Genomic DNA, 19,115 nt, shown 5'->3' on the forward strand with positions numbered 1-19,115 from the left:
GATAATTCCCTCTACATCGGATGATGCTGTGGCGTAGCCGTTTTCAGGGCCTCCAGCAGTTCGTTCAAATCGGTGTCCATGCGGGCGAGGCGTTCGAGGTCGAAGCCGTCGAGCCGCGTGGTGAGCGCGGCGGCGAACGCCTGCCGCGCCTGGGTGAGCCGGTTGCGCCCGGCCGGGGTGAGTTCGACGACGACGGCCCTGGAGTCCGCCGAGTCCTTGCGCCGGGTCGCGAAGCCATCCGCGACCAGCCTGCCGATCAGCGTCGTTGCCGCCGGCTGCGAACAACGGTCGATCCTGGCGAACTCACTGACCCGCACGGCGCCGTGTTCATCGAGCACCGCAAGTGCCCGCAACACCGCCCGCGGCAGGTCGTCGCCGCTGATCACCCCGGCCAGCCGAGTGAGCCTGCCCGCAGTAACGAGTAGATCGACGACAATGTCATCCGCTGTATTCACCTGAGCCTGCTGCACCTAGATATTATTACATAAGCTAACTATATATGTCCCGTGAACTCGATCACGAACACGCGAAAGCCCGGGTACACAGGAGCGTACCGGGGCCTTGACCTGGTCTTTCAGGAACTATGCGGGACTGGGCGGCGGGGCGTGCCGAAGAGGTGGGTGTCGGCGTGGGCGCGTTTGAAGAAGAGGTGGGCGTCGTGTTCCCAGGTGATGGCTATGCCGCCGTGTAGTTGGATGGTTTCGGCGGTGATGGTGGCCAGCGTGTCCGAGCAGTGCAGGCGGGCCACCCAGGTGTCTTCGGCCGCGGCGGGGGTGGCTTCGGCTACCGCGAGGGTGGCGGCGGCGGAGGCGGACTTGGCCGACTCCAGCAGGACGTACATGTCTGCCATGCGGTGTTTGAGGGCTTGGAAGCTGCCGAGGGGGCGGCCGAATTGGACTCGGGACTTGGTGTAGTCGACGGTCATCTGCAGGCAGTGGTCGGCGGCGCCGACCTGTTCGGCGGCGATTGCGGCCCAAGCGATTTCGCGTAGGCGGGCGATGGCCAGGGCCGGGTCGGTGGTGCCGAGGGGGTGGGCTTCGGCTGCGGCGAAGGTGATCTCGGTGAGTTTGCGGGTGGGGTCCATGGTGGGGACGACGTGTCGGTTGACCCCGGTGGTGGTGGGATCGACCTCGAAGAAGCCGGTCGGGGTGAGCACGATCAAGGTGTCGGCGGTGTGGCCGTCGAGCACGTAATAGGCGGTGCCGGTGAGGGTTCCGTCCGACTCGTGGACTCCTGGTTCATCCCAGCCGGTTTCGCCGGCCCAGCACACGGCTAGCGTGCGGGTACCCTCGGCGACCTCGGGGAGCAGGCGGGCACAGGCCTCGGCGTCACCGGACAGCAGCAGGGCCTGGGTGCCGAGGACGGCCGAGCCGAGCATCGGGACACCGGCGAGAGTGCGGCCGAGTTCACCGACCACGAGCAGGGATTCGACCAGACCGGCGCCGACGCCGCCGTATTCCTCGGGAATAGCCAGTGCCGCTACGCCGATCTGCTCGCACAGTCGCTGCCAGAGGGCCTGGTCGTAGCCGAGTTCGGTGTCCATCGCCGCGCGCACCGCGGCCGAGCCGGCGTGCTTGGTGAGCAGTGCCCGCACCGAGGCGGTGAACTCCTGGTGTTCGGTGCTTGTCATGCCGTCCCTCGTAGTTGCCGTTCCGCCGCGTCGCGGAGCGAGCCGGCGATCCGCGCTCGGTGCAGATCCGGTGTGCCCCAGGCAGATCGGAGCGCGGTGACCTTGGTCAGCCACAGCGACAGGTCGTATTCGGCGGTGTAGCCGATCGCGCCGTGCACTTGCAGGGCCGCCCTGGCGGCCCGGTAAGCCGCGTCGCCGCAGGCGATCACGGCGGCCGAGACATCGCGGCCGCGCGTCGCGTCACCCATGGTGAGCGCGGCGCGGTAGAGCAGCGGTTCGGCTAGGTCCAGCCCGATCAACACGTCGGCGAGCTTCTGTTTGACGGCTTGGAATTCGCCGATCGGCTTGCCGAACTGCTTGCGCTGCTTGGCATATCCGGTGGTGGAGTCCAGCAGCGCGCGCCCGGCGCCGAGCAGCTGTGCCGCACAGGCGAGTGCGCCGGTATCGAACCCGATGGCGATGGCGTCGGCAACGTCCTCGGCGACCGACTCGTCGGCGGCCACGGCGAACAGGCGGCGCGCCGGATCGATCGACCGCACCAGCCCGGTCCGGTGACCGGTGTGCAGCTGACCGCCGTCCGCGATCAGCACGACCTCCGCGCTGTCGGCGTCGAGCGCCACACCGTCGTCGAAAGCAATCGTGCCCAGCGCGGCACCCTCGGCGAAGCCGGGCAGCCAGCGACCGGCCAGGCTCTTATCCGGAAGTGCTTGCAGCAGAGCGGGTATCGCGGCAGCCGTCTCCACCAGTGGACCAGGCGCGGCGGCGCGGCCGAGCTCGACGAACGCCACCACCAGGTCGATGGGTTCGGCACCGACACCGCCGTGCTCGTCATCGATGGCCAGACCGAGCACACCGGCACCCGCCAACTGACGGATCAGGTTGCGTCCTGGGCGCGGATCACCGGTCGCCCAACCGCGTACCGCCGCGGGCGTGCGACCCGCGTCGAGCAGCTTACGCACGCTGGTGCCGAAGTCGAGTTGTTCGGGACTGAGCGCGAATCTCATCGGCTGCTCCCTCTGTGCTTACCCACCCCGCCGGCTTCGCCGGCTGCCGACCCCCTAGGTAGTCCGAGCAGCCGCTCGGCGATGATGTTGCGCTGAATCTCGTTGGTGCCCGCGTAGATCGGGCCGGACAGCGAGAACAGATAGCCGTCGGTCCACGGCCCGGACCGTTCGGCACTCGCGCCGAGCACGTCAAGCGCGGTCTCATGCATGGCGATATCGAGCTCGGACCAGAACACCTTGGTGATCGAGGATTCCGCGCCCAGCTTGCCGCCCTCGTTCAGCCGGGTCACCGTGCCGAAGGTGTGCAGCCGGTACGCCTCGCTGCCGATCCAGGCGTCCACCACGGCATCTCGCTGCCCGGTGTTGGTCTCGTCGCCGGTCTCGAGCCACAGGTCGATCAACCGCTGCGCCGTCGCGCTGAACCGCCCTGGACTGCGCAGCGATAACCCGCGCTCATTGCTGGACGTGCTCATCGCCACGCGCCAGCCCTCGCCGGGCTCGCCGATCACGTCACGATCGGGCACGAACACCTCGTCGAGGAAGATCTCCGCGAAGCCGGGTTCGCCGTCCAGCTGCGGAATCGGCCGTACCGAAACACCATCCGCGGACAGCGGGAACATCACGTAGGTCAAACCCTTGTGCCGCTCCGCCTCGGGATCGCTGCGGAACAGGCCGAAGGCCCAGTCCGCGTAGGCCGCTCGCGAACTCCACGTCTTCTGCCCGCTGAGCAGCCAGCCGCCATTGGTACGCCGCGCGGTCGAGCGGATGCCCGCGAGATCGCTACCCGCCTCCGGCTCCGACCAGGCCTGGGCCCAGATGTCCTCACCGCGCGCCATCCGGGGCATGATCCGGTCGAGTTGTTCGGGCGTGCCGTGCTCGAAAAGTGTTGGCGCCAGCAGGAAGATGCCGTTCTGACTCACCCGTCCCGGCGCGCCCGCGGCGTAGTACTCCTGCTCGAACAGCACCCACTCCAGCAGTGAGGCGTCCCGGCCGCCGTACTCCTCGGGCCACGCGACGACCGACAGTCGAGCATCGGCGAGGGTGCGCTCCCAGGCGCGATGTGCCTCGAATCCGGTCTTGGTGTCCATCGAGGGCAATGGCTGCGCAGGCTTGTTGGCAGCCAAGAACTCGCGGACCTCGGCCTGGAATTCCTGTGTCGCCCGATCTATCTCGAGATCCACTTACGACGCCCCGTTCTCGCCGGTCGAGGACGCCTTGGCCTTCATCGTTTTGGCGTTCATGCCTCCCAGCGAATCGGCACCGACCTCGGCGTTGTGCGCGTGCGCGAAGTGATGCAGCCCGAACACCGAATCCATCCCGTTGCGCATGCCCATCTGATCCTCGGCCTGGTTGACCGCCTTCTTCGTCAACGCGAGCCCGAATTGCGGCATGGTGCCGATCTTTTCGGCCAACGCGAGCGTCTCGGCTTCCAGCTCGGCCCTTGGCACCACTCGGTTGACCATGCCCCATTCCTTGGCCTGCGCCGCACCGAACCGATCCCCGGTGAACAGGAACTCTTTCGCGGCCCGCGGCCCCATCACCCACGGGTGCGCGAAATACTCGACGCCCGGAATACCCATCCGCACAACCGGATCGGAGAAGAATGCGTCATCGGAAGCGATGATCAGATCGCACACCCAGGCCAGCATCAACCCGCCCGCGATGCACGCACCCTGCACCATGGCGATGGTCGGCTTGGGAATCTCGCGCCAGCGCCTGCACATGCCGAGGTAGACCTCGAGCTCCCGAGCGAACCGCTGATCGCCGCCGACCTTGTCGACGTGGTCCCACCACAGCGCCGCCTTGTTCGGGTAGTGAATGTGATGATCGCGGCCGGGAGTGCCGATATCGTGCCCGGCGCTGAAGTGTTTTCCGTTGCCCGCCAACACGATCACTCCGACCTCGGGGTCCTCGACGGCCCGCACGAAGGCGGCGTCGAGCGCGTAGGTCATCACCGAGTTCTGCGCGTTGCGGTAGTCCGGCCGGTTCAGCGTGACGATCGCCGTGCGACCACGCACCTCGTACGTGACGACGTCACCCTCGTCCGGGATCGGTTCCGACATTACGAAATCTCCTCACGTAGTTGACGCTTGAGCACTTTCCCGGCGGCGCTGTAAGGCAGCTGATCGCGGAATTCGATGAACCGCGGCACCTTGAAATTGGCCAGCACGGTGGTGGCGTGGGCGAGCACCTGATCCGCGGTGAGCTGAGCGCCCGCCTTGCGGACCACGAAAGCCTTGCCCACCTCACCCATTCGGGTATCCGGCACGCCGATCACCGCGGATTCGGCGATGCCGTCCAGCCGGGCGAGGGCCTGCTCGATCTCGGCGGGATAGACGTTGAACCCGCCGGAGATGTACATGTCCTTGAGCCGGTCGGTGATCTTCAGATAGCCGCGCTCGTCCACCGTGCCGATGTCGCCGGTGTGCAGCCAGCCGTCGGAATCGATGGTCTCCGCGGTACTTTCGGGATCGTCGAGGTAGCCGAGCATCACGTTCGGTCCACGCAACAGCACCTCGCCGTTCGGCGCGAGCCGCAGTTCGAAGTCGGCGATCGGGCGCCCGCAGGTGCCCGCGATGGTCGCCGCGTCGTCGTCCGCGCGGCACATGGTGCCGAACCCGGACGCCTCCGACAGCCCGTAACCGGTGATGACGACATCGAAGTCGAGTTCCGAGCGCATCCGCTCGACCAGCACCACCGGTACGGTCGCCGCACCTGTCACGGCGACCCGCAACGTGCTGAGGTCGAAGCCGCCGCGGTCCGGGTAGTCGAGAATCGTCTGGTAGATCGTCGGCGGCCCGGGCAGCACGGTGATCTTCTCCGCGCTCACCAGCCGCATCGTGGCGGGCACGTCGAACACCGCCTGCGGGATGATCGCGGCCCCGGTGACCAGGCAGGCCAGGATGCCCGCCTTGTAGCCGAAGTTGTGGAAGAACGGGCTCACCACTAGATATCGGTCGTCGCCGTTGAGCGTCGTGCACTCCGCCCAGGCCCGCACCACCGACAGCGCCTGCCGATGCGCCACCACGGTGCCCTTGCTGCGGCCGGTGGTGCCGGAGGTGAACAGGATGTCGGCGGTGTCCTCGGGACTGACCGCCGCCGCGCGCTCCTCGGCCTCGGCCAGGGTGGCTTTTTCGGCGATGCCCGCGAGCTCGGCCCAGTCGAACGCGGTCTCGTCGCTGGTCTCGGTGCCCGGCTCGACCGGGATGACGATCACCGTCTCGATATCGAGTTCCGGTGCGGTAGCACGCAATTCGGCCAGCCGATCGCGGCCGAGGAAGGTGCCCGCGATGAACAGCGCCCGCGCGTCGACCCGGACCAGCACGTCGGCGGCCTCATCGGCGACGTAGCGGGTGTTCAACGGCACCAGCGACGCGCCGACGTAGTGCGCGGCCAGCGCCGCGACGACCCAGTGATGGGTGTTGGGCGCCCACATCGCCACCCGGTCGCCCGATTGCACGCCGCGCGCGATGAGCGCCCGCGCCACCTCCTGGACCGCCGCGAGCAGCTCGGCCCAGTCCAGCCGCACCGGGCCGTCGGCCAGGGCGGGAGCGGTACCGAACGTGCGCGCGGCATGTTGCAGCGCCAGCGGTGTCGTGAGTGCAGGGGGTGTCACGGTTGTCCTTACCGTCCGTGTCGGGGCACTTATGCAAGCGCCCTACAAAGCAAGTGCTTGGTAGGTTATCCTACCGGCGTGGGTGCGATCCAGACCTCAGAATCCGACACCGCCGAGCCGGGCGGGCGGTTTTCCGCGACGCAAGACGCGCGATTCGCCGCCGACGTGCGCGAGTGGCTGGCGGAAAACCTGAACGGCGAATTCCGCGAGCTGCGCGGGCTCGGCGGACCGGGCCGCGAACACGAGGCCTTCGAGGAGCGCCTCGCCTGGGACCGGCACCTGGCCGCCGCGGGCTGGACCTGCCTCGGCTGGCCCAAGGAGTACGGCGGCCGCGAGGCGACCGTGCGCCAGCAGGTGATCTTCCACGAGGAGTACGCGAAAGCGAATGCGCCGTCCCGGGTCTCGCACGTCGGCGAGGAACTGCTCGGGCCGACCGTGCTCGCCTTCGGCACCCAGGCGCAGAAGGAGCGCTTCCTGCCCGGCATCCGCACGGTGACCGAGCTGTGGTGCCAGGGCTATTCCGAGCCGGGCGCAGGCTCGGACCTCGCCGGGATCACCACCGCGGCCCAGCTCGACGGCGACGAATGGTCGATCAACGGGCAGAAGATCTGGACCTCGCTGGCCCACCTCGCCGACTGGTGCTTCGTGATCGCGCGTACCGAGCGCGGCTCGGTGCGTCACAAGGGCCTGTCCTACCTGCTGGTTCCGATGCATCAGCAGGGTGTCGATGTGCGTCCGATCGTCCAGCTGACCGGCACCTCGGAATTCAACGAGGTCTTCTTCGACAACGCCCGCACCGCCGCGGACCTGGTGATCGGCGCGCCGGGCGAGGGCTGGCGCATCGCCATGGGCACACTGACCTTCGAGCGCGGCATCTCCACGCTCGGCCAGCAGATCAGGTTCGCCAGGGAGCTCGCCAACGTCGAGGCGCTGGCCCGCCGCACCGGCGCCGCCGAGGACCCGCTCATCGCCGATCGGATCGACCGCGCCTGGGTCGGCCTGCGGGTGTTGCGCGCCCACGCGATTCGCACCATGGAGGGCGCGGGCGTCGACGACGGCGGACAGGCCTCGGTCGCGAAACTGTTGTGGGCCAACTGGCATCGCGGCCTCGGCGAGCTCGCCATGGCCGTGCTCGGCCCCGCGGGCATGGTGGCCGAGGAGCACGACCTGAACGAATGGCAGCGGATGTACCTGTTCACCCGCGCCGACACGATCTACGGAGGTTCGAACGAAGTGCAGCGCAACATCATCGCCGAGCGCGTGCTCGGCCTGCCACGGGAGACCCGTCCATGACTGATCTTTCTGTTGCGCCACAGCCCATTCCAGGACACGGACTGCTGACCGGGCGTACCGCCGTCATCACCGCCGCGGCGGGCACCGGCATCGGCTCGGCCACCGCACGCAGGCTGCTCGACGAGGGCGCCGACGTGGTCGTCTCCGACTGGCACGAGCGGCGGCTGGCCGCGACGGCCGCCGAGCTCGCGGCCGAATTCCCGGCGCGCAAGGTCGCCTCGATCGCCTGTGATGTGCAGAGCACCGAGCAGGTCAACGCGCTGGTACGCGGCGCGGCCGAGGCGGTCGGCCGGATCGACATCATGGTCAACAATGCCGGACTCGGCGGCGAGACCCCGGTGGTCGACATGACCGACGAGCAGTGGGATCGCGTTCTCGACATCACTCTCAACGGCACCTTCCGCTGTACCCGCGCCGCGCTCGGCTACTTCCGCGAGGCGGGCCACGGCGGCGTGATCGTCAACAACGCCAGCGTGCTCGGCTGGCGCGCGCAGCACGGGCAGGCGCACTACGCCGCGGCCAAAGCTGGCGTGATGGCGCTGACCCGATGCAGTGCCGTCGAGGCGGCCGAACTCGGTGTGCGGATCAATGCGGTCGCCCCGAGCATCGCCAGGCACGCCTTCCTGGACAAGGTCAGCTCGACCGAACTGCTCGATCGGTTGTCCGAGCGGGAGGCCTTCGGCAGGGCCGCCGAGCCGTGGGAGGTCGCGGCCACCATCGCCATGTTGGCCAGTGATTACACGTCCTATCTGACCGGCGAGGTCGTCTCGGTCAGCAGTCAACGCGCCTGAGGCGGTTCAGTGAATTCCCCAGCTGGTGCTGCTGGGGCGACGAATTTTGTCGACCGCGACCGGTCGTGCCGCAGTGGTAATAGGCAGGAATATCCCATCGCGGGGAACTCGATCAATGGTCCGAATGGGTGATTTCGCGGGAGTCGAGCCGGTATCGCGCGGTCGAGTGCCGCTCCGCGATCTTCGCGGATAACCGGCGCCGCGCACCGGAAATTTCGGCGATCTGTCATAGCGCGCAACATTTTTCGCAAACAGTTGCGCCAATCGCGTTCGCGTTGCCGGTCGTTGGCTGCGGTAGGTGTCCGGCAGCGGACAGCAGACTGGACGCCCGGCGGATCGCGCCAGAGTGCGATCGCCTTCCAGCTTCCGGCGTACCTCGAGCAAATGGGCGGCTGATCAGGTAGAAAAGGTCACGCCAGATGTCCCCGGGGTGTGCGATGCTGGTTGAGATCGGATCCCGCACTCTCCAAAGGGGCGATGGCTATGGGCCTGGATAGCCCAGCTGCCCGCGAACAACTGGAACTCGAATTGGTGCGCGAAGTGGTGCTAGCCAGGCGCAGGCTGGACAGCATGGTGCTCGCCGCGCTAACACTCGGCGCCGAATTGATGGAGCACGCCTCCGAATGTGCGACCGCGATGCGTGCGGCACAGATTCTCGAGCAATACGCCGTCGACGAGCGCGAGGTGACGCGCGACCCGCGGGCGGCGTTGCGCGCGGATATGGCGCGAGATCGGGAGCGGGCCAACCAGATCGGGCTCGGCTCCGATCCGGCGGAGTCCGAGCTGGACCGGCGCAGGCATCGGCAGTCCGCGCTGCTGTGCGAGGTGCGCGCGGACCTGCTCGACGTGGTGGCCAAGTGCCGGAAGTTCCGGTTCGACCGGGTGGCCTTCGACGAAGAGATCGCCCAGGGGCTCTGTGCCGCCACCGACAAGCTGGTGGTCGGCGCGGACATGGACACCTATCAGGCGTGGCAGCGCGGGATGGTGCTCAAGCTGATCGAAGAGCCGATGGCCTACGGCCCGCCGCGGGTGATGGCGACGGTGGACGCCGGGCCGGGGCGCGGCCAGCTCACCGTCGAGTGGGACAGCTGCGAACGCCGGCTCGCCTTGGTGGCGCGGATGGCGCGCGCGGGCGTCGAGCCGGTGGTGATCTGTGACCGGCTACTAGCCGACCTATCGGTGTCCTCGCCCCTGCGATATTCGGTGCGCTGAACCCTCTCGAACATGACCTGTCAACCGCCGCTGGCGTGATTGATCGCGCGGCACCCTGTACCAAGCAAATGCTTGGTTGTATTATGGCCGATGTGACCGCACCCGAGGCTTCGAAATCAGCACGGCGCAATGAACTGCTCACGCTGGCGGCCGAACTGTTCGCCGAACGCGGCCTGCGCGCCACCACCGTGCGCGATATCGCCGACGCGGCCGGAATTCTATCGGGGAGCCTCTACCACCACTTCGATTCCAAAGAGTCGATGGTGGACGAGATCCTGCGCGGCTTCCTCGACGAGTTGTTCGGGCACTATCGCGAGATCGTCGGTGCCGGGCTCAGCCCGCGAGACACCTTGGAAGCCTTGGTGATCGCGTCCTACCAGTCGTTCGATCGGCACCACGCCGCGGTGGCGATCTACCAGGCCGAGGCCAAGCGGCTGCGCACCGCAGAGCGGTTCACCTACATCGCCGACTACAACCGCGAGTTCCGCGAGCTCTGGCATCGGGTGCTCACCAACGGCGTGACCGACGGCAGCTTCCGGCCCGAGATCGACGTCGAACTGGCCTACCGATTCCTGCGCGACACCGTGTGGGTCGCGGTGCGCTGGTATCAGCCCGGCGGCCCGATCACCGTCGACAACCTCGCCAAGCAGTACCTGACCATCGTGCTCGACGGCCTCACGCTGTCCGAGGCCGAGCAAACCACGTAGGAGTTCCAAGATGTCAGCACCATCCGCACCACGCCGCCCCTACACCCCGCTGCGGGACGCCTACGTGATCGACGCGGTGCGCACCCCGGTCGGCAAGCGCGGCGGCGCGCTGGCCGCCGTGCACCCCGCCGACCTCGGCGCGGCCGCACTGCGCGGACTGCTGGACCGCAACACGATCGACCCGGGCAACGTCGACGACGTGATCGTCGGCTGCGTCGACAATGTCGGCCCGCAGGCCGGAAACGTCGGCCGCACCGCGTGGTTGGCCGCGGGCTATCCGGAAGAGGTGCCCGGTGTCACCGTGGATCGCCAGTGCGGATCGAGCCAGCAGGCCATCAATTTCGGTGCGCAGGCCATCATGAGCGGCACCGCCGAGGTGATCGTCGCGGGCGGGCTGCAGAACATGAGCGCCATCCCGATCTCGGCCGCCATGTATGCGGGCAAGGAATACGGGTTCGACTCGCCGTTCGTCGGTTCCGAAGGCTGGGACCATCGCTACGGCACCGCCGAGGTCACCCAGTTCCGGGCCGCGCAGCTGATCGCCGAGAAGTGGAACATCAGCCGAGAAGACATGGAGCGCTGGGCTTTACGCAGCCACGAGCGCGCGCGTGATGCCATCAAGAACGGCCGCTTCGACAAGGAGATCGTGCCGGTCGGCGACTTCTGGATCGATCAGGGACCGCGCGAAACCAGCCTCGAGAAGATGGCGTCACTGCCGCCGCTCGCCGAGGGCAGCCCGCTGACCGCCGCTGTCGCAAGCCAGATCTCCGACGGCGCCAGCGCCACCCTGCTCGCCTCCGAATGGGCCGTCGAGGCTTACGGATTGACGCCGCGGGCCCGCATCCATCACGTCAGCGCCCGCGGCGCCGACCCGATCTTCATGCTCACCGCACCGATCCCCGCCACCAAGTGGGCCCTGGAAAAGACCGGCCTCACCATCGACGACATGGACGTAATCGAGATCAACGAGGCCTTCGCCCCGGTCGTCCTGGCCTGGCTGAAAGAAACCGGCGCAGACCCCGACCGCGTCAACGTCAACGGCGGCGCCATCGCCCTCGGCCACCCCCTAGGCGCCACCGGCGCAAAACTTTTCGCCTCCCTCCTCAACGAACTAGAACGCATCAACGGCCGCTACGGCCTACTCACCATCTGCGAAGGCGGCGGCACCGCCAACGCCACCATCATCGAGCGGCTCGACCGGTGAACTAGCTGGGTAGACGTGCGGCGAGCTCGGCGGCCAGCCGCGTGAACCGCGTGTCGTCAGCGCGCCAGAGTAGGGCGGTGCTTACGTCGAGATTGAGGTCTTCGACGGGGAGGAAGCGGTATTCGGTTCGGTCGACGGTGTGTAGGCCTTCGGAGTCGAAGGGGGCGACGATGAAACCTTGGGTTTGGCGGAGCATCATCAGCATGCCGTCGAGGGTTTTGAAGCGGCCTCGGCCCTCGCTGATGCCTGCGCCGGAGAGGGCGGCTTTGGCTCGGTGGCCTAGGGCCAGTTCCCAGTGTTTGGGGCCTTGGATGTGGGTGAAGCCGCGTAAGTCGGCTACCCGCACCGAGGTTCGGCCCTCGAACAGGGTGGCGTCGACGAGGACACCGATCGGTTCGGTGGCGATGACGGCGGACTCGACGCCCGATCCGGAGGCGGGGATGTGGGACAGGGCGAGGTCGATGTGGTTGCTGCGCAGGCTGGCCCCGATGTCGGCGGAGCGCATCTGCTCCAGTGCGAAGGTGTAGCCGGCGGCGAGATCGGTCATCGCGGCGGTGAGCCGGTGGCTGATGTCGGTGCTGAGCAGTTCGGGGATGGCGAAGCGCACCTCGATCTGCTGATCGTCCGGGGCCGTCAGTCGGTCGGGTAGCGCGTCGAAGTCGGTGACGATCGACAGGGCCAGCGGCACCAGTCGTTCGCCGGTCGGGGTCAGCCGGACGTGGCGGTGGGAGCGTTCGAACAGCGGTGTGCCGAGCTCGGTTTCGAGGGCTTTGATGCGTTGTCTCAACGGTGGGACCGACATCTGCAACGCCTGTGCCGCCTTGGTGAAATTCAGCTCTCGGGCGACGGTCAGGAAGTAACGCAGATGGTAGATCTCCATTTGCGACATGGTAACTATCTGACTCGATCGTGCTCCGGTTGGCTGGCCTCGGACATTTCTGACAATTCGCCCGTGCGATAAAGTCGCTGCTAGACGCCGTTTCCGATTGTTATCGGCGTGGACATAGTCACACTGTGGAACATGGTAATCCCGTTAGCTGACCTATCGAATTAGCGTGGAAGTCGACCCGCTCGAGCAGGTGGCCACACCATGGAGGTGTCTCGTGTTCCAGGAGTTATTGGTACTCAACCTGGCAAGCCGCAGCATCGCCCGCATCGACCTGACCGACGGGTCCGTGACGACGGTGCTCAGTGAGGTCGGCCCGGTTCCCGACGGCATCGTCTATGACCAGACCGCCGGACGCATCTACTGGACCAACATGGGCGTGCCCGATTTCGATCCGGCCTTGCCGCTCGACGACAACAACTACGACTTCTCGCCGAAGAACGGTTCGCTCGAGTCCGCCGCACTCGACGGCACGGATCGCAAGCAGGTCCTCCCTGTCGGCGCGTTGACCACCGGCAAGCAACTCGACGCGGATTTCGTTGCCGGACAGCTCTACTGGAGCGACCGAGAAGGTCATCGGGTAAGCCGGGTCGCGCTCGACGGCACGGGATTGACGGATCTGGTGGTCAATCCCGCGACCGGAGACAAGGCAGAAGAATGCGTCGGCATCGCCATCGACCCGGCCGGGAACGCGCTGTACTGGACCCAGAAAGGTCCCGCCAAGGGCGGCCGCGGCCGCATCTTCCGCGCGAATCTTGTTATGCCGGAAGGGCAAACGGCCGCCGCGCGCACCGATATCGAGGTGCTGTGGGACCGCCTGCCCGAGCCGATCGACCTCTGGCTGGACACCACCAACGGCTACCTCTACTGGACCGACCGCGGCGCTGAGCCCGCAGGCAACACACTCAATCGCGCGCCGGTTCCAGCGCGCGGCGAACCCGGCGATGATCCGGAAATCCTCGCTCGCGGTTTCGCCGAGGCCATCGGCCTGGCCGTCGATCTCGAGGCAGGCCTGGCCTATGTCGCCGACCTCGGCGGTAGCGTCCGCGCCGTGGCCTTGGACGGCTCCTCCGACAGCGTCATCGCGAAATTCGAGGGTCAGTCACTGACCGGAATCGTAGGTGTCCAATGAGTACTGAGCGCACCATGGCCGTGGTCGGCGCGGGCGTGATCGGGCTGTCCTGGGCTCGACTGGCACAGCGGCACGGCTGGCGGGTGACGATCACCGACCCGCGTCCCGATCTCGGCGAACTGGTCGAGTCCACCTTCGGCACCGACGACCTCGTGTCGTGGACCGCGGACCTGGCAGCGGCTGTGCGAGACGCCGACCTGGTCCAGGAGAACGGACCGGAGCGGCTGCCCATCAAGCAACAGATCTTCGCCGAAATCCTGCGCGCCGCACCCGCCGACGCCGTGCTGGCCACTTCGAGCTCATCGATCACCGCGTCCCTGATCGCGGCCGACCTGGACAACGCGGGCCGCATCCTGGTCGGGCACCCCTTCAATCCGCCGGAGCTCATGCCGCTCGTAGAGGTGTTGCCCGGCAAGAAGACCGACGAATCGACGGTCACCCGCGCCGTCGCGCTCTACACCGAACTCGACCGCGTCCCGGTCGTGATCCGTAAGGAACTCCCCGGATTCGTGGCCAACCGGCTACAGGAGGTGCTGAGCACCGAGGCCACCTATCTGGTGCAGTCGGGCGTGGTCAGCGTCGAAGACCTGGACATCATTCTGCAGAACTCGATCGGCCTGCGCTGGGCCACCATCGGCCTCTTCGAAGGCAATGTCTTGGGCGGCGGCCCCGGTGGCGCACGGCATCTGTTCGCCGGTGTCGGCGCGGAAGTCGGCAAGATCGAGCCGGGCCGGCCCTCGTCGGATCCGGCGGCGATGGAGTCACTGATCGAGAACATCGAGGGCACATACGGTTCCGGTGAACAGAACTACCAGCGGCTGGTCGACAAGCGCGATCGCCGCACGAACGCGGTACTCGAAGCGTTGGCGAAGGTCGATGACGTCTACACCAGCCCGAGCGTCTGAGAGGTCGGCCATGCTCACTCAACGTCTGAAGAACGCGCTGCACAACAAGAACCGGCCGGTCGACCCGCACGCCGAATTGCAGGAGGTGCTCGGCGGCGTCGGCCTGGCCGCCGAGGACTCGGGCGGCGAGATCACCTTCGTCGGCGCCGACCCGATCGTGTCGAGCACGCTGAGCCTGGCCGCCGCGCCCGGCATCGCGCTCGTCGGCAAGTCGGTCGCCATGGCCAAGCTGTGGCAGCTGCGCGGCGGCCCCGGCCAGGACATCAGCATGGACCTGCGCAAGGCGCCGCATCGGCTGTGTCCCTTCTACGACGGCAAATGGGAGATGCTCAACGGCGAGTTACCGCAGCCATTGGACCCGGCGTCGGTCGACGCGCTGCGGTTCTACCGCACCGCCGACGACCGCCACGTGATGCCGGTGCCGGTTTATCCGAAGTTGAAGTCCGACCTGCTCGAGCTGCTCGGTGCCACCGACAGCGTCGAATCCGTTGCACGCCAAGTACGTACCTGGAATTCCACCGAACTCGAGGCTGCCGCCGCCAGCGCGGGCGTGGTGCTGACCAAAGCGCTCGGTCTGGAAGAGTTGATGGCCGAACGACAGTTCACCGAGGTGCTGGCGAATATGCCGCTGATCGCCGTCGAGAAGATCGGCGACAGCGATCCCGAGCCGCTGCCCGCCGGTGGCACCGCGCCGCTGGACGGCCTCCGGGCACTCGGCCACGCACACATCATCGCGGGCGCGGGGATCGGCCGCACCCTCGCCCTGCACGGTGCCGACGTGCTCAACATCTGGCGGGCGCGGGAAGGGGAACTCGACACGCTCTATCGAACCGCGAATGTCGGCGTGCGCTCCTCGTTCCTCGATTTCGACACCGCCGACGACATCACAAAGATGCGAGAACTGTTGCGGGGAGCGGATATCTTCTACGCCAACCGGCGGGTGGGCTACCTCGACCGGCACGGGCTCTCGCCCGCGGACGCCGCCGAGATCCGGCCGGGCATCATCCATGTCACCAATTCGCTCTTCGGGCAGACCGGGCCATGGGCCGATCGCGTCGGGTTCGACCAGAACGCCGGCGTCGCGACCGGGATGACGCTGCTGGAGGGCAGTCTCGACGCACCACGGCTGCCGATCCTAGGTGTGGTTAACGACTGGATCATGCCCTGGCTGTCCACTATCGCCATCGCCGCCGCGTTGCAGCGTCGAGCCGAGGAGGGCGGCAGCTATCGCGTGCACGTGAGCCTGTCCCGGGTCGCGCTCTGGACATTGAGCCTGGGCATCTTCGACAAGGAGTACGTGGCCGCCACGCTCGACTCCGACGACGACCACCGCTACCTCGACCCGGACCTCTTCACCATGGACGGCCCCGCGGGGATGTACCAGGGCGTCACCGAGCAGGTCCGGATGTCGCGGACGCCCGGCCGGTACCGGTTCGGCTTGGCACCCCGCGGCTCCAGCCGCCCGGAATGGCTCGCCGCGTAACTACGCCTTCTCGGCAGGCTTGAGCAGCACGGCCGTTCCGTAGGCGGCGACCTCGCTCATGGTGTTGGCGATCTCGTTGCAGTCGAAGCGCATGGCGAGGATGCCGTTGGCGCCGAAGGACATGGCGTGCTGGCACATTCGCATGATCGCTTCGTGGCGGGACTGGTAGAGCAGCTGGGTGTATTCGGTGATCTCGCCGCCGCCGAGCGAGCGGAAGCCCGCGGCGAGGTTGGAGCCGATGCCGCGGCTGCGGACGGTCAGGCCCGCCACTTCGCCGAACACCCGAATGACCTCGTGGCCTGGCACGTCGTTCATGGTGGAGACGAGGATGGGGAACTGCGGTGCGGGCTGAGGTTGCTGTTGCTGCTGGTACCCGGGCGGTGGCTGCTGCTGGAATCCGGGCTGCTGCTGGGGGTATTGCGGGGGCATCGGCTGGTTCATGAGCGGATCGTACGGGCCCGGTCACCTGCCTGGCGACCGCGGTTCGCTGAGCGAAATGCCCCCGCTCCCACGGCGGGTGCGGGGGATTCGCGGTGCGGGCTCAGAGGTTCTTTTGCAGCGCCTCGATCCGGGCGATCGCGTCGGCGACGATGCGGTCGATGAGCTCCTGGCAGGTGGGCAGGTCCTCGATGATCCCGGTGACCTGACCGGCGGCGAGCACCCCCGCCTGGGTGTTGCCCTCGACCAGACCGGCGCGCAACAACATCGGCGTATTGGCGGCCATCACGACCTGAGACCAGGTGAGGTCCTTGGTCTTTCGCATGGTCAGTCCATCGCGCACCAGGGTGGACCACTTCATGCCGGTCATGTTCTTGAACTTGGCGGCGTTGGCCACTGCCGCGGCCAGCCCGCGGGTGCGGCCCGAATGTTCCAGGCGCTGCACCAGTTCGGTGTTCAGCACCCGGTGCGGCATGCCGTCGACCTTGGTGGAGACCACCGTGTCCTGCAGCTGCCTGCGCAGGTACTCCTGCTTGACGGCCTCGGGCACGGTGCTCTCCTGGGTGAGCAGGAAACGAGTGCCCATCGCGACGCCCGCCGCGCCGTAGGCCAGCGCCGCGGCCAGGCCGCGACCGTCGAAGAAGCCGCCCGCGGCCACCACCGGGATATCGACCGCGTCCAGCACCGACGGCAGCAGCAGCGTGGTGGCCACGGGACCGGTGTGCCCGCCGCCCTCGCCGCCCTGCACGATCACCGCGTCGGCACCCCAGGACGCGACCTTCACCGCGTGCTTGGCCGCACCGATCGACGGAATCACCACCACGCCCGCGTCTTTCAGCTTGGCGATGAGGTCCTGCTTGGGCGCGAGCGCGAACGACGCGACCGCCACCTTTTCCCGGATCAGCAGATCGATGCGCTCGGGTGCGTCCGAGGCGTCGGCGCGGATGTTCACGCCGAACGGTTTCCCGGTGTGCGCCTTGGTTTTCGCGACCGCCGCTTCGAGCTCCGGGTAGGTCATGGTGGCCGAGGCGAGGATGCCGAGACCGCCCGCCTCGGCGGTGGCCGCGACCAGGCTGGGACCCGCCACCCAGCCCATGCCGGTCTGCGCGACGGGATGTTCGATGCCGACCAGTTCGGTCAGCGGTGTCCGCAGCCGACCGGTCATGACGGCACCTCGGTGTCGCGAATCTTCTTGGGATCCAGCACGTCCCGGATCAGCCGCAGTTCCTCGGCGGTGGGCAGCCGGGATTCTCCCGCATCGGCGAGACCGTGAATCTCGAACGAGGTGTTCTCGGCGACCTCGGCGGCGGTGACGCCGGGGTGCAGGCTGCGGGCCCGCATGGTGTGCTCGGGGCCCGCGAAGTCGAACACGCCCAGGTTGGTGACGACCCGGTGCAGGTGGTGGAACCGGAAGGCCGGGTTGGCCGGGTCGATTTTGTCGTAGCCGACGCCGGACACGATGTCGACCCGATCGGTGAACACCCGGTTGGTGTGCCGCGAAACCCAGTAGCTGGTCGCGTGATTGATCGTATTGCCCGGCGCCCCACGGACACCGAACATCTGCCGGGTCGGCTGCTGCAAGGCACCGAACGCGGACAGGTTCTGATTGCCGTACCGGTCGATCTGGTTGGCGCCCATCACCACATGCCGCCGGCCGGAGGCGACCACGTCGAACACGCGGCGGAACGGAATCCAGCCCTCGATCGGCGCCTTGCCGCCCAGCGGGGGAGTGTCGGCGAAGAGCAGCGCCTCACCGTCGGAGAGGAGCAGATCCGGTTCGGTGGTCAGCTTGGCGAGGCGGGCGCCGATGATCGACATCGGCGACATCGGGCTGGCCATGATTTCGCCTGCGCCACTGAAGATTTCCGCGCAGGCGACCGCGCAGACTTCTGCGCGAGTAATGGTCTCGGTGCTGGTCATCGTGAACCCTCCTGTGCGAACTCACGCACGGCGGCCTGGTACTCGTCCTCGGAGACGGCCAGATACTTGTCGACGAACTGCTGCCACGCCTCGGGTGTCTTCGCCGACTGCACGTAGTGCTTCTGGAACTTCTCGTCCCGGCCGTAACTGTCGCCGGCCAGGGTGAAGTGCGCACCGTTGGGCGCCTCGACGACGCCGTCGACCATCATCCGGTTGAGCAGCAGCGATTGCAGCGGAACGGTTTTCACCAACTCGTCGGTCTCGACGATCCGCTCGACCGACAGGTAGCGACGCTCGGCGGCCAGGCAGTACAGATCATCGAAGTACGGGTCGACACCGGTGTAGGCGGCATTGCCGTGCCGGTCACCGATGTTCAGATGCACCAGTGCCGCATCGAGATGCAACGCGGGCATCGCGATGAGCGTCTCGGCCTGCCCGTCGGCGTCCGGGTAAGGCGAAGCGACCGTGCGCAATTCACCGTCCCAGAAGTTCGGCACATCCGAGCCGAGCCCGGCCCGGATCGGCAGGAACGGCAACCGCGCCGCGGCCGCCTCCAGCCCGCACTTGAGCATGCCCTCGTCCATCTCGCGCGCCGCCAGCGAACCGGAGGTTCTGGCGTGCGCGAACCACGGATCGTAGAACGGCGCGGAATCCAGCGACACGAAGCCGTAGTACGCCTTGCGCACCTTGCCCGCCGAACACAACAGTCCCAGATCAGGTCCGCCGTAACTGACCACCGTCAGATCGGTGACGTCCGACCGCAGGATTGCCCGCACCAGCGCCATCGGCTTGCGCCGCGACCCCCAGCCGCCGATCCCGATGGTCATTCCACTGCGCAACTCGCCGACGACCTCGTCGAGCGACATTCGCTTGTCTCGCATGACTGTTCAGTTC

Annotated in this window: 19 protein-coding genes; 8 read left to right on the forward strand and 11 right to left on the reverse strand. The window is 67.3% G+C overall.

The window, feature by feature from the left end:
• Positions 1 to 11 precede the first annotated feature (11 nt).
• The 6 genes from ACFWF1_RS05710 to ACFWF1_RS05735 all read right to left on the reverse strand — a co-directional run bounded on the left by ACFWF1_RS05710 (position 12) and on the right by ACFWF1_RS05735 (position 6,250).
• Positions 12 to 455: a MarR family winged helix-turn-helix transcriptional regulator gene (locus tag ACFWF1_RS05710; protein WP_379282040.1), complete on the reverse strand. Its 444-nt coding sequence runs from the start codon at positions 453 to 455 to the stop codon at positions 12 to 14.
• A gap of 119 nt (positions 456 to 574) precedes the next feature.
• The gene (locus ACFWF1_RS05715; RefSeq protein ID WP_379282041.1) at positions 575 to 1,630 is read right to left on the reverse strand and encodes an acyl-CoA dehydrogenase family protein; all 1,056 of its coding nucleotides are present in this window, start codon (positions 1,628 to 1,630) and stop codon (positions 575 to 577) included.
• Positions 1,627 to 2,634, reverse strand: a complete 1,008-nt coding sequence (locus ACFWF1_RS05720; RefSeq protein WP_379282042.1) for an acyl-CoA dehydrogenase family protein — start codon at positions 2,632 to 2,634, stop codon at positions 1,627 to 1,629. The genes ACFWF1_RS05715 and ACFWF1_RS05720 overlap by 4 nt, the downstream gene beginning before the upstream one ends.
• Entirely contained in the window at positions 2,631 to 3,815 is a 1,185-nt protein-coding gene (locus ACFWF1_RS05725; protein ID WP_379282043.1) for an acyl-CoA dehydrogenase family protein, read from the reverse strand. The genes ACFWF1_RS05720 and ACFWF1_RS05725 overlap by 4 nt, the downstream gene beginning before the upstream one ends.
• Complete coding sequence (locus ACFWF1_RS05730) at positions 3,816 to 4,697, reverse strand: enoyl-CoA hydratase (RefSeq protein ID WP_379282044.1); 882 nt, start codon at positions 4,695 to 4,697, stop codon at positions 3,816 to 3,818. It abuts the gene before it with no gap.
• Positions 4,697 to 6,250: a FadD3 family acyl-CoA ligase gene (locus ACFWF1_RS05735; protein WP_379282045.1), complete on the reverse strand. Its 1,554-nt coding sequence runs from the start codon at positions 6,248 to 6,250 to the stop codon at positions 4,697 to 4,699. Before ACFWF1_RS05735 ends, ACFWF1_RS05730 begins: the two co-directional genes overlap by 1 nt.
• A gap of 78 nt (positions 6,251 to 6,328) precedes the next feature.
• On the opposite strand from ACFWF1_RS05735, the gene ACFWF1_RS05740 reads away from it, so the two are divergent.
• The 5 genes from ACFWF1_RS05740 (at position 6,329) to ACFWF1_RS05760 (ending at position 11,457) form a co-directional block, all read left to right on the forward strand.
• The gene (locus ACFWF1_RS05740; RefSeq protein ID WP_379282046.1) at positions 6,329 to 7,543 is read left to right on the forward strand and encodes an acyl-CoA dehydrogenase family protein; all 1,215 of its coding nucleotides are present in this window, start codon (positions 6,329 to 6,331) and stop codon (positions 7,541 to 7,543) included.
• Positions 7,540 to 8,334, forward strand: a complete 795-nt coding sequence (locus ACFWF1_RS05745; protein WP_379282047.1) for an SDR family oxidoreductase — start codon at positions 7,540 to 7,542, stop codon at positions 8,332 to 8,334. The genes ACFWF1_RS05740 and ACFWF1_RS05745 overlap by 4 nt, the downstream gene beginning before the upstream one ends.
• Positions 8,335 to 8,817: 483 nt before the next feature.
• Complete coding sequence (locus tag ACFWF1_RS05750) at positions 8,818 to 9,546, forward strand: hypothetical protein (RefSeq protein WP_379282048.1); 729 nt, start codon at positions 8,818 to 8,820, stop codon at positions 9,544 to 9,546.
• An 83-nt stretch (positions 9,547 to 9,629) separates the two neighbouring features.
• Positions 9,630 to 10,253, forward strand: a complete 624-nt coding sequence (locus ACFWF1_RS05755; protein ID WP_379282049.1) for a TetR/AcrR family transcriptional regulator — start codon at positions 9,630 to 9,632, stop codon at positions 10,251 to 10,253.
• 10 nt (positions 10,254 to 10,263) lie between these two features.
• Positions 10,264 to 11,457, forward strand: coding sequence for an acetyl-CoA C-acetyltransferase (locus ACFWF1_RS05760; protein ID WP_379282050.1), 1,194 nt, complete (start codon positions 10,264 to 10,266; stop codon positions 11,455 to 11,457).
• Between the two features lies 1 nt (position 11,458).
• On the opposite strand, the gene ACFWF1_RS05765 is transcribed toward ACFWF1_RS05760, so the two are convergent.
• Complete coding sequence (locus ACFWF1_RS05765; protein WP_379282051.1) at positions 11,459 to 12,337, reverse strand: LysR family transcriptional regulator; 879 nt, start codon at positions 12,335 to 12,337, stop codon at positions 11,459 to 11,461.
• Between the two features lie 223 nt (positions 12,338 to 12,560).
• Between ACFWF1_RS05765 and ACFWF1_RS05770 the strand changes: the two genes are divergently transcribed.
• Genes ACFWF1_RS05770 through ACFWF1_RS05780 form a run of 3 tightly spaced genes read left to right on the forward strand, consistent with a single transcriptional unit; the run spans position 12,561 to position 15,863 of the window.
• Complete coding sequence (locus ACFWF1_RS05770) at positions 12,561 to 13,475, forward strand: hypothetical protein (RefSeq protein ID WP_379282052.1); 915 nt, start codon at positions 12,561 to 12,563, stop codon at positions 13,473 to 13,475.
• Positions 13,472 to 14,380, forward strand: a complete 909-nt coding sequence (locus ACFWF1_RS05775; RefSeq protein ID WP_379282053.1) for a 3-hydroxyacyl-CoA dehydrogenase NAD-binding domain-containing protein — start codon at positions 13,472 to 13,474, stop codon at positions 14,378 to 14,380. The genes ACFWF1_RS05770 and ACFWF1_RS05775 overlap by 4 nt, the downstream gene beginning before the upstream one ends.
• Positions 14,381 to 14,390: 10 nt before the next feature.
• Positions 14,391 to 15,863, forward strand: coding sequence for a CoA transferase (locus ACFWF1_RS05780; protein WP_379282054.1), 1,473 nt, complete (start codon positions 14,391 to 14,393; stop codon positions 15,861 to 15,863).
• Here ACFWF1_RS05780 and ACFWF1_RS05785 read toward each other — a convergent pair whose 3' ends face one another.
• The 4 genes from ACFWF1_RS05785 to ipdA all read right to left on the reverse strand — a co-directional run bounded on the left by ACFWF1_RS05785 (position 15,864) and on the right by ipdA (position 19,102).
• On the reverse strand, positions 15,864 to 16,193 hold the full coding sequence (locus ACFWF1_RS05785) for a YbjQ family protein (RefSeq protein WP_379282325.1): 330 nt from the start codon (positions 16,191 to 16,193) through the stop codon (positions 15,864 to 15,866).
• A 211-nt stretch (positions 16,194 to 16,404) separates the two neighbouring features.
• Complete coding sequence (locus ACFWF1_RS05790; protein WP_379282055.1) at positions 16,405 to 17,466, reverse strand: NAD(P)H-dependent flavin oxidoreductase; 1,062 nt, start codon at positions 17,464 to 17,466, stop codon at positions 16,405 to 16,407.
• Positions 17,463 to 18,221, reverse strand: coding sequence for a CoA-transferase subunit beta (locus ACFWF1_RS05795; protein WP_379282056.1), 759 nt, complete (start codon positions 18,219 to 18,221; stop codon positions 17,463 to 17,465). The genes ACFWF1_RS05790 and ACFWF1_RS05795 overlap by 4 nt, the downstream gene beginning before the upstream one ends.
• On the reverse strand, positions 18,218 to 19,102 hold the full coding sequence (gene ipdA, locus ACFWF1_RS05800) for a cholesterol ring-cleaving hydrolase subunit IpdA (RefSeq protein ID WP_379282057.1): 885 nt from the start codon (positions 19,100 to 19,102) through the stop codon (positions 18,218 to 18,220). The genes ACFWF1_RS05795 and ipdA overlap by 4 nt, the downstream gene beginning before the upstream one ends.
• Positions 19,103 to 19,115 lie beyond the last annotated feature (13 nt).

Source organism: Nocardia sp. NPDC060255 (genome assembly GCF_042727395.1).
Classification (GTDB): Bacteria; Actinomycetota; Actinomycetes; order Mycobacteriales; family Mycobacteriaceae; genus Nocardia.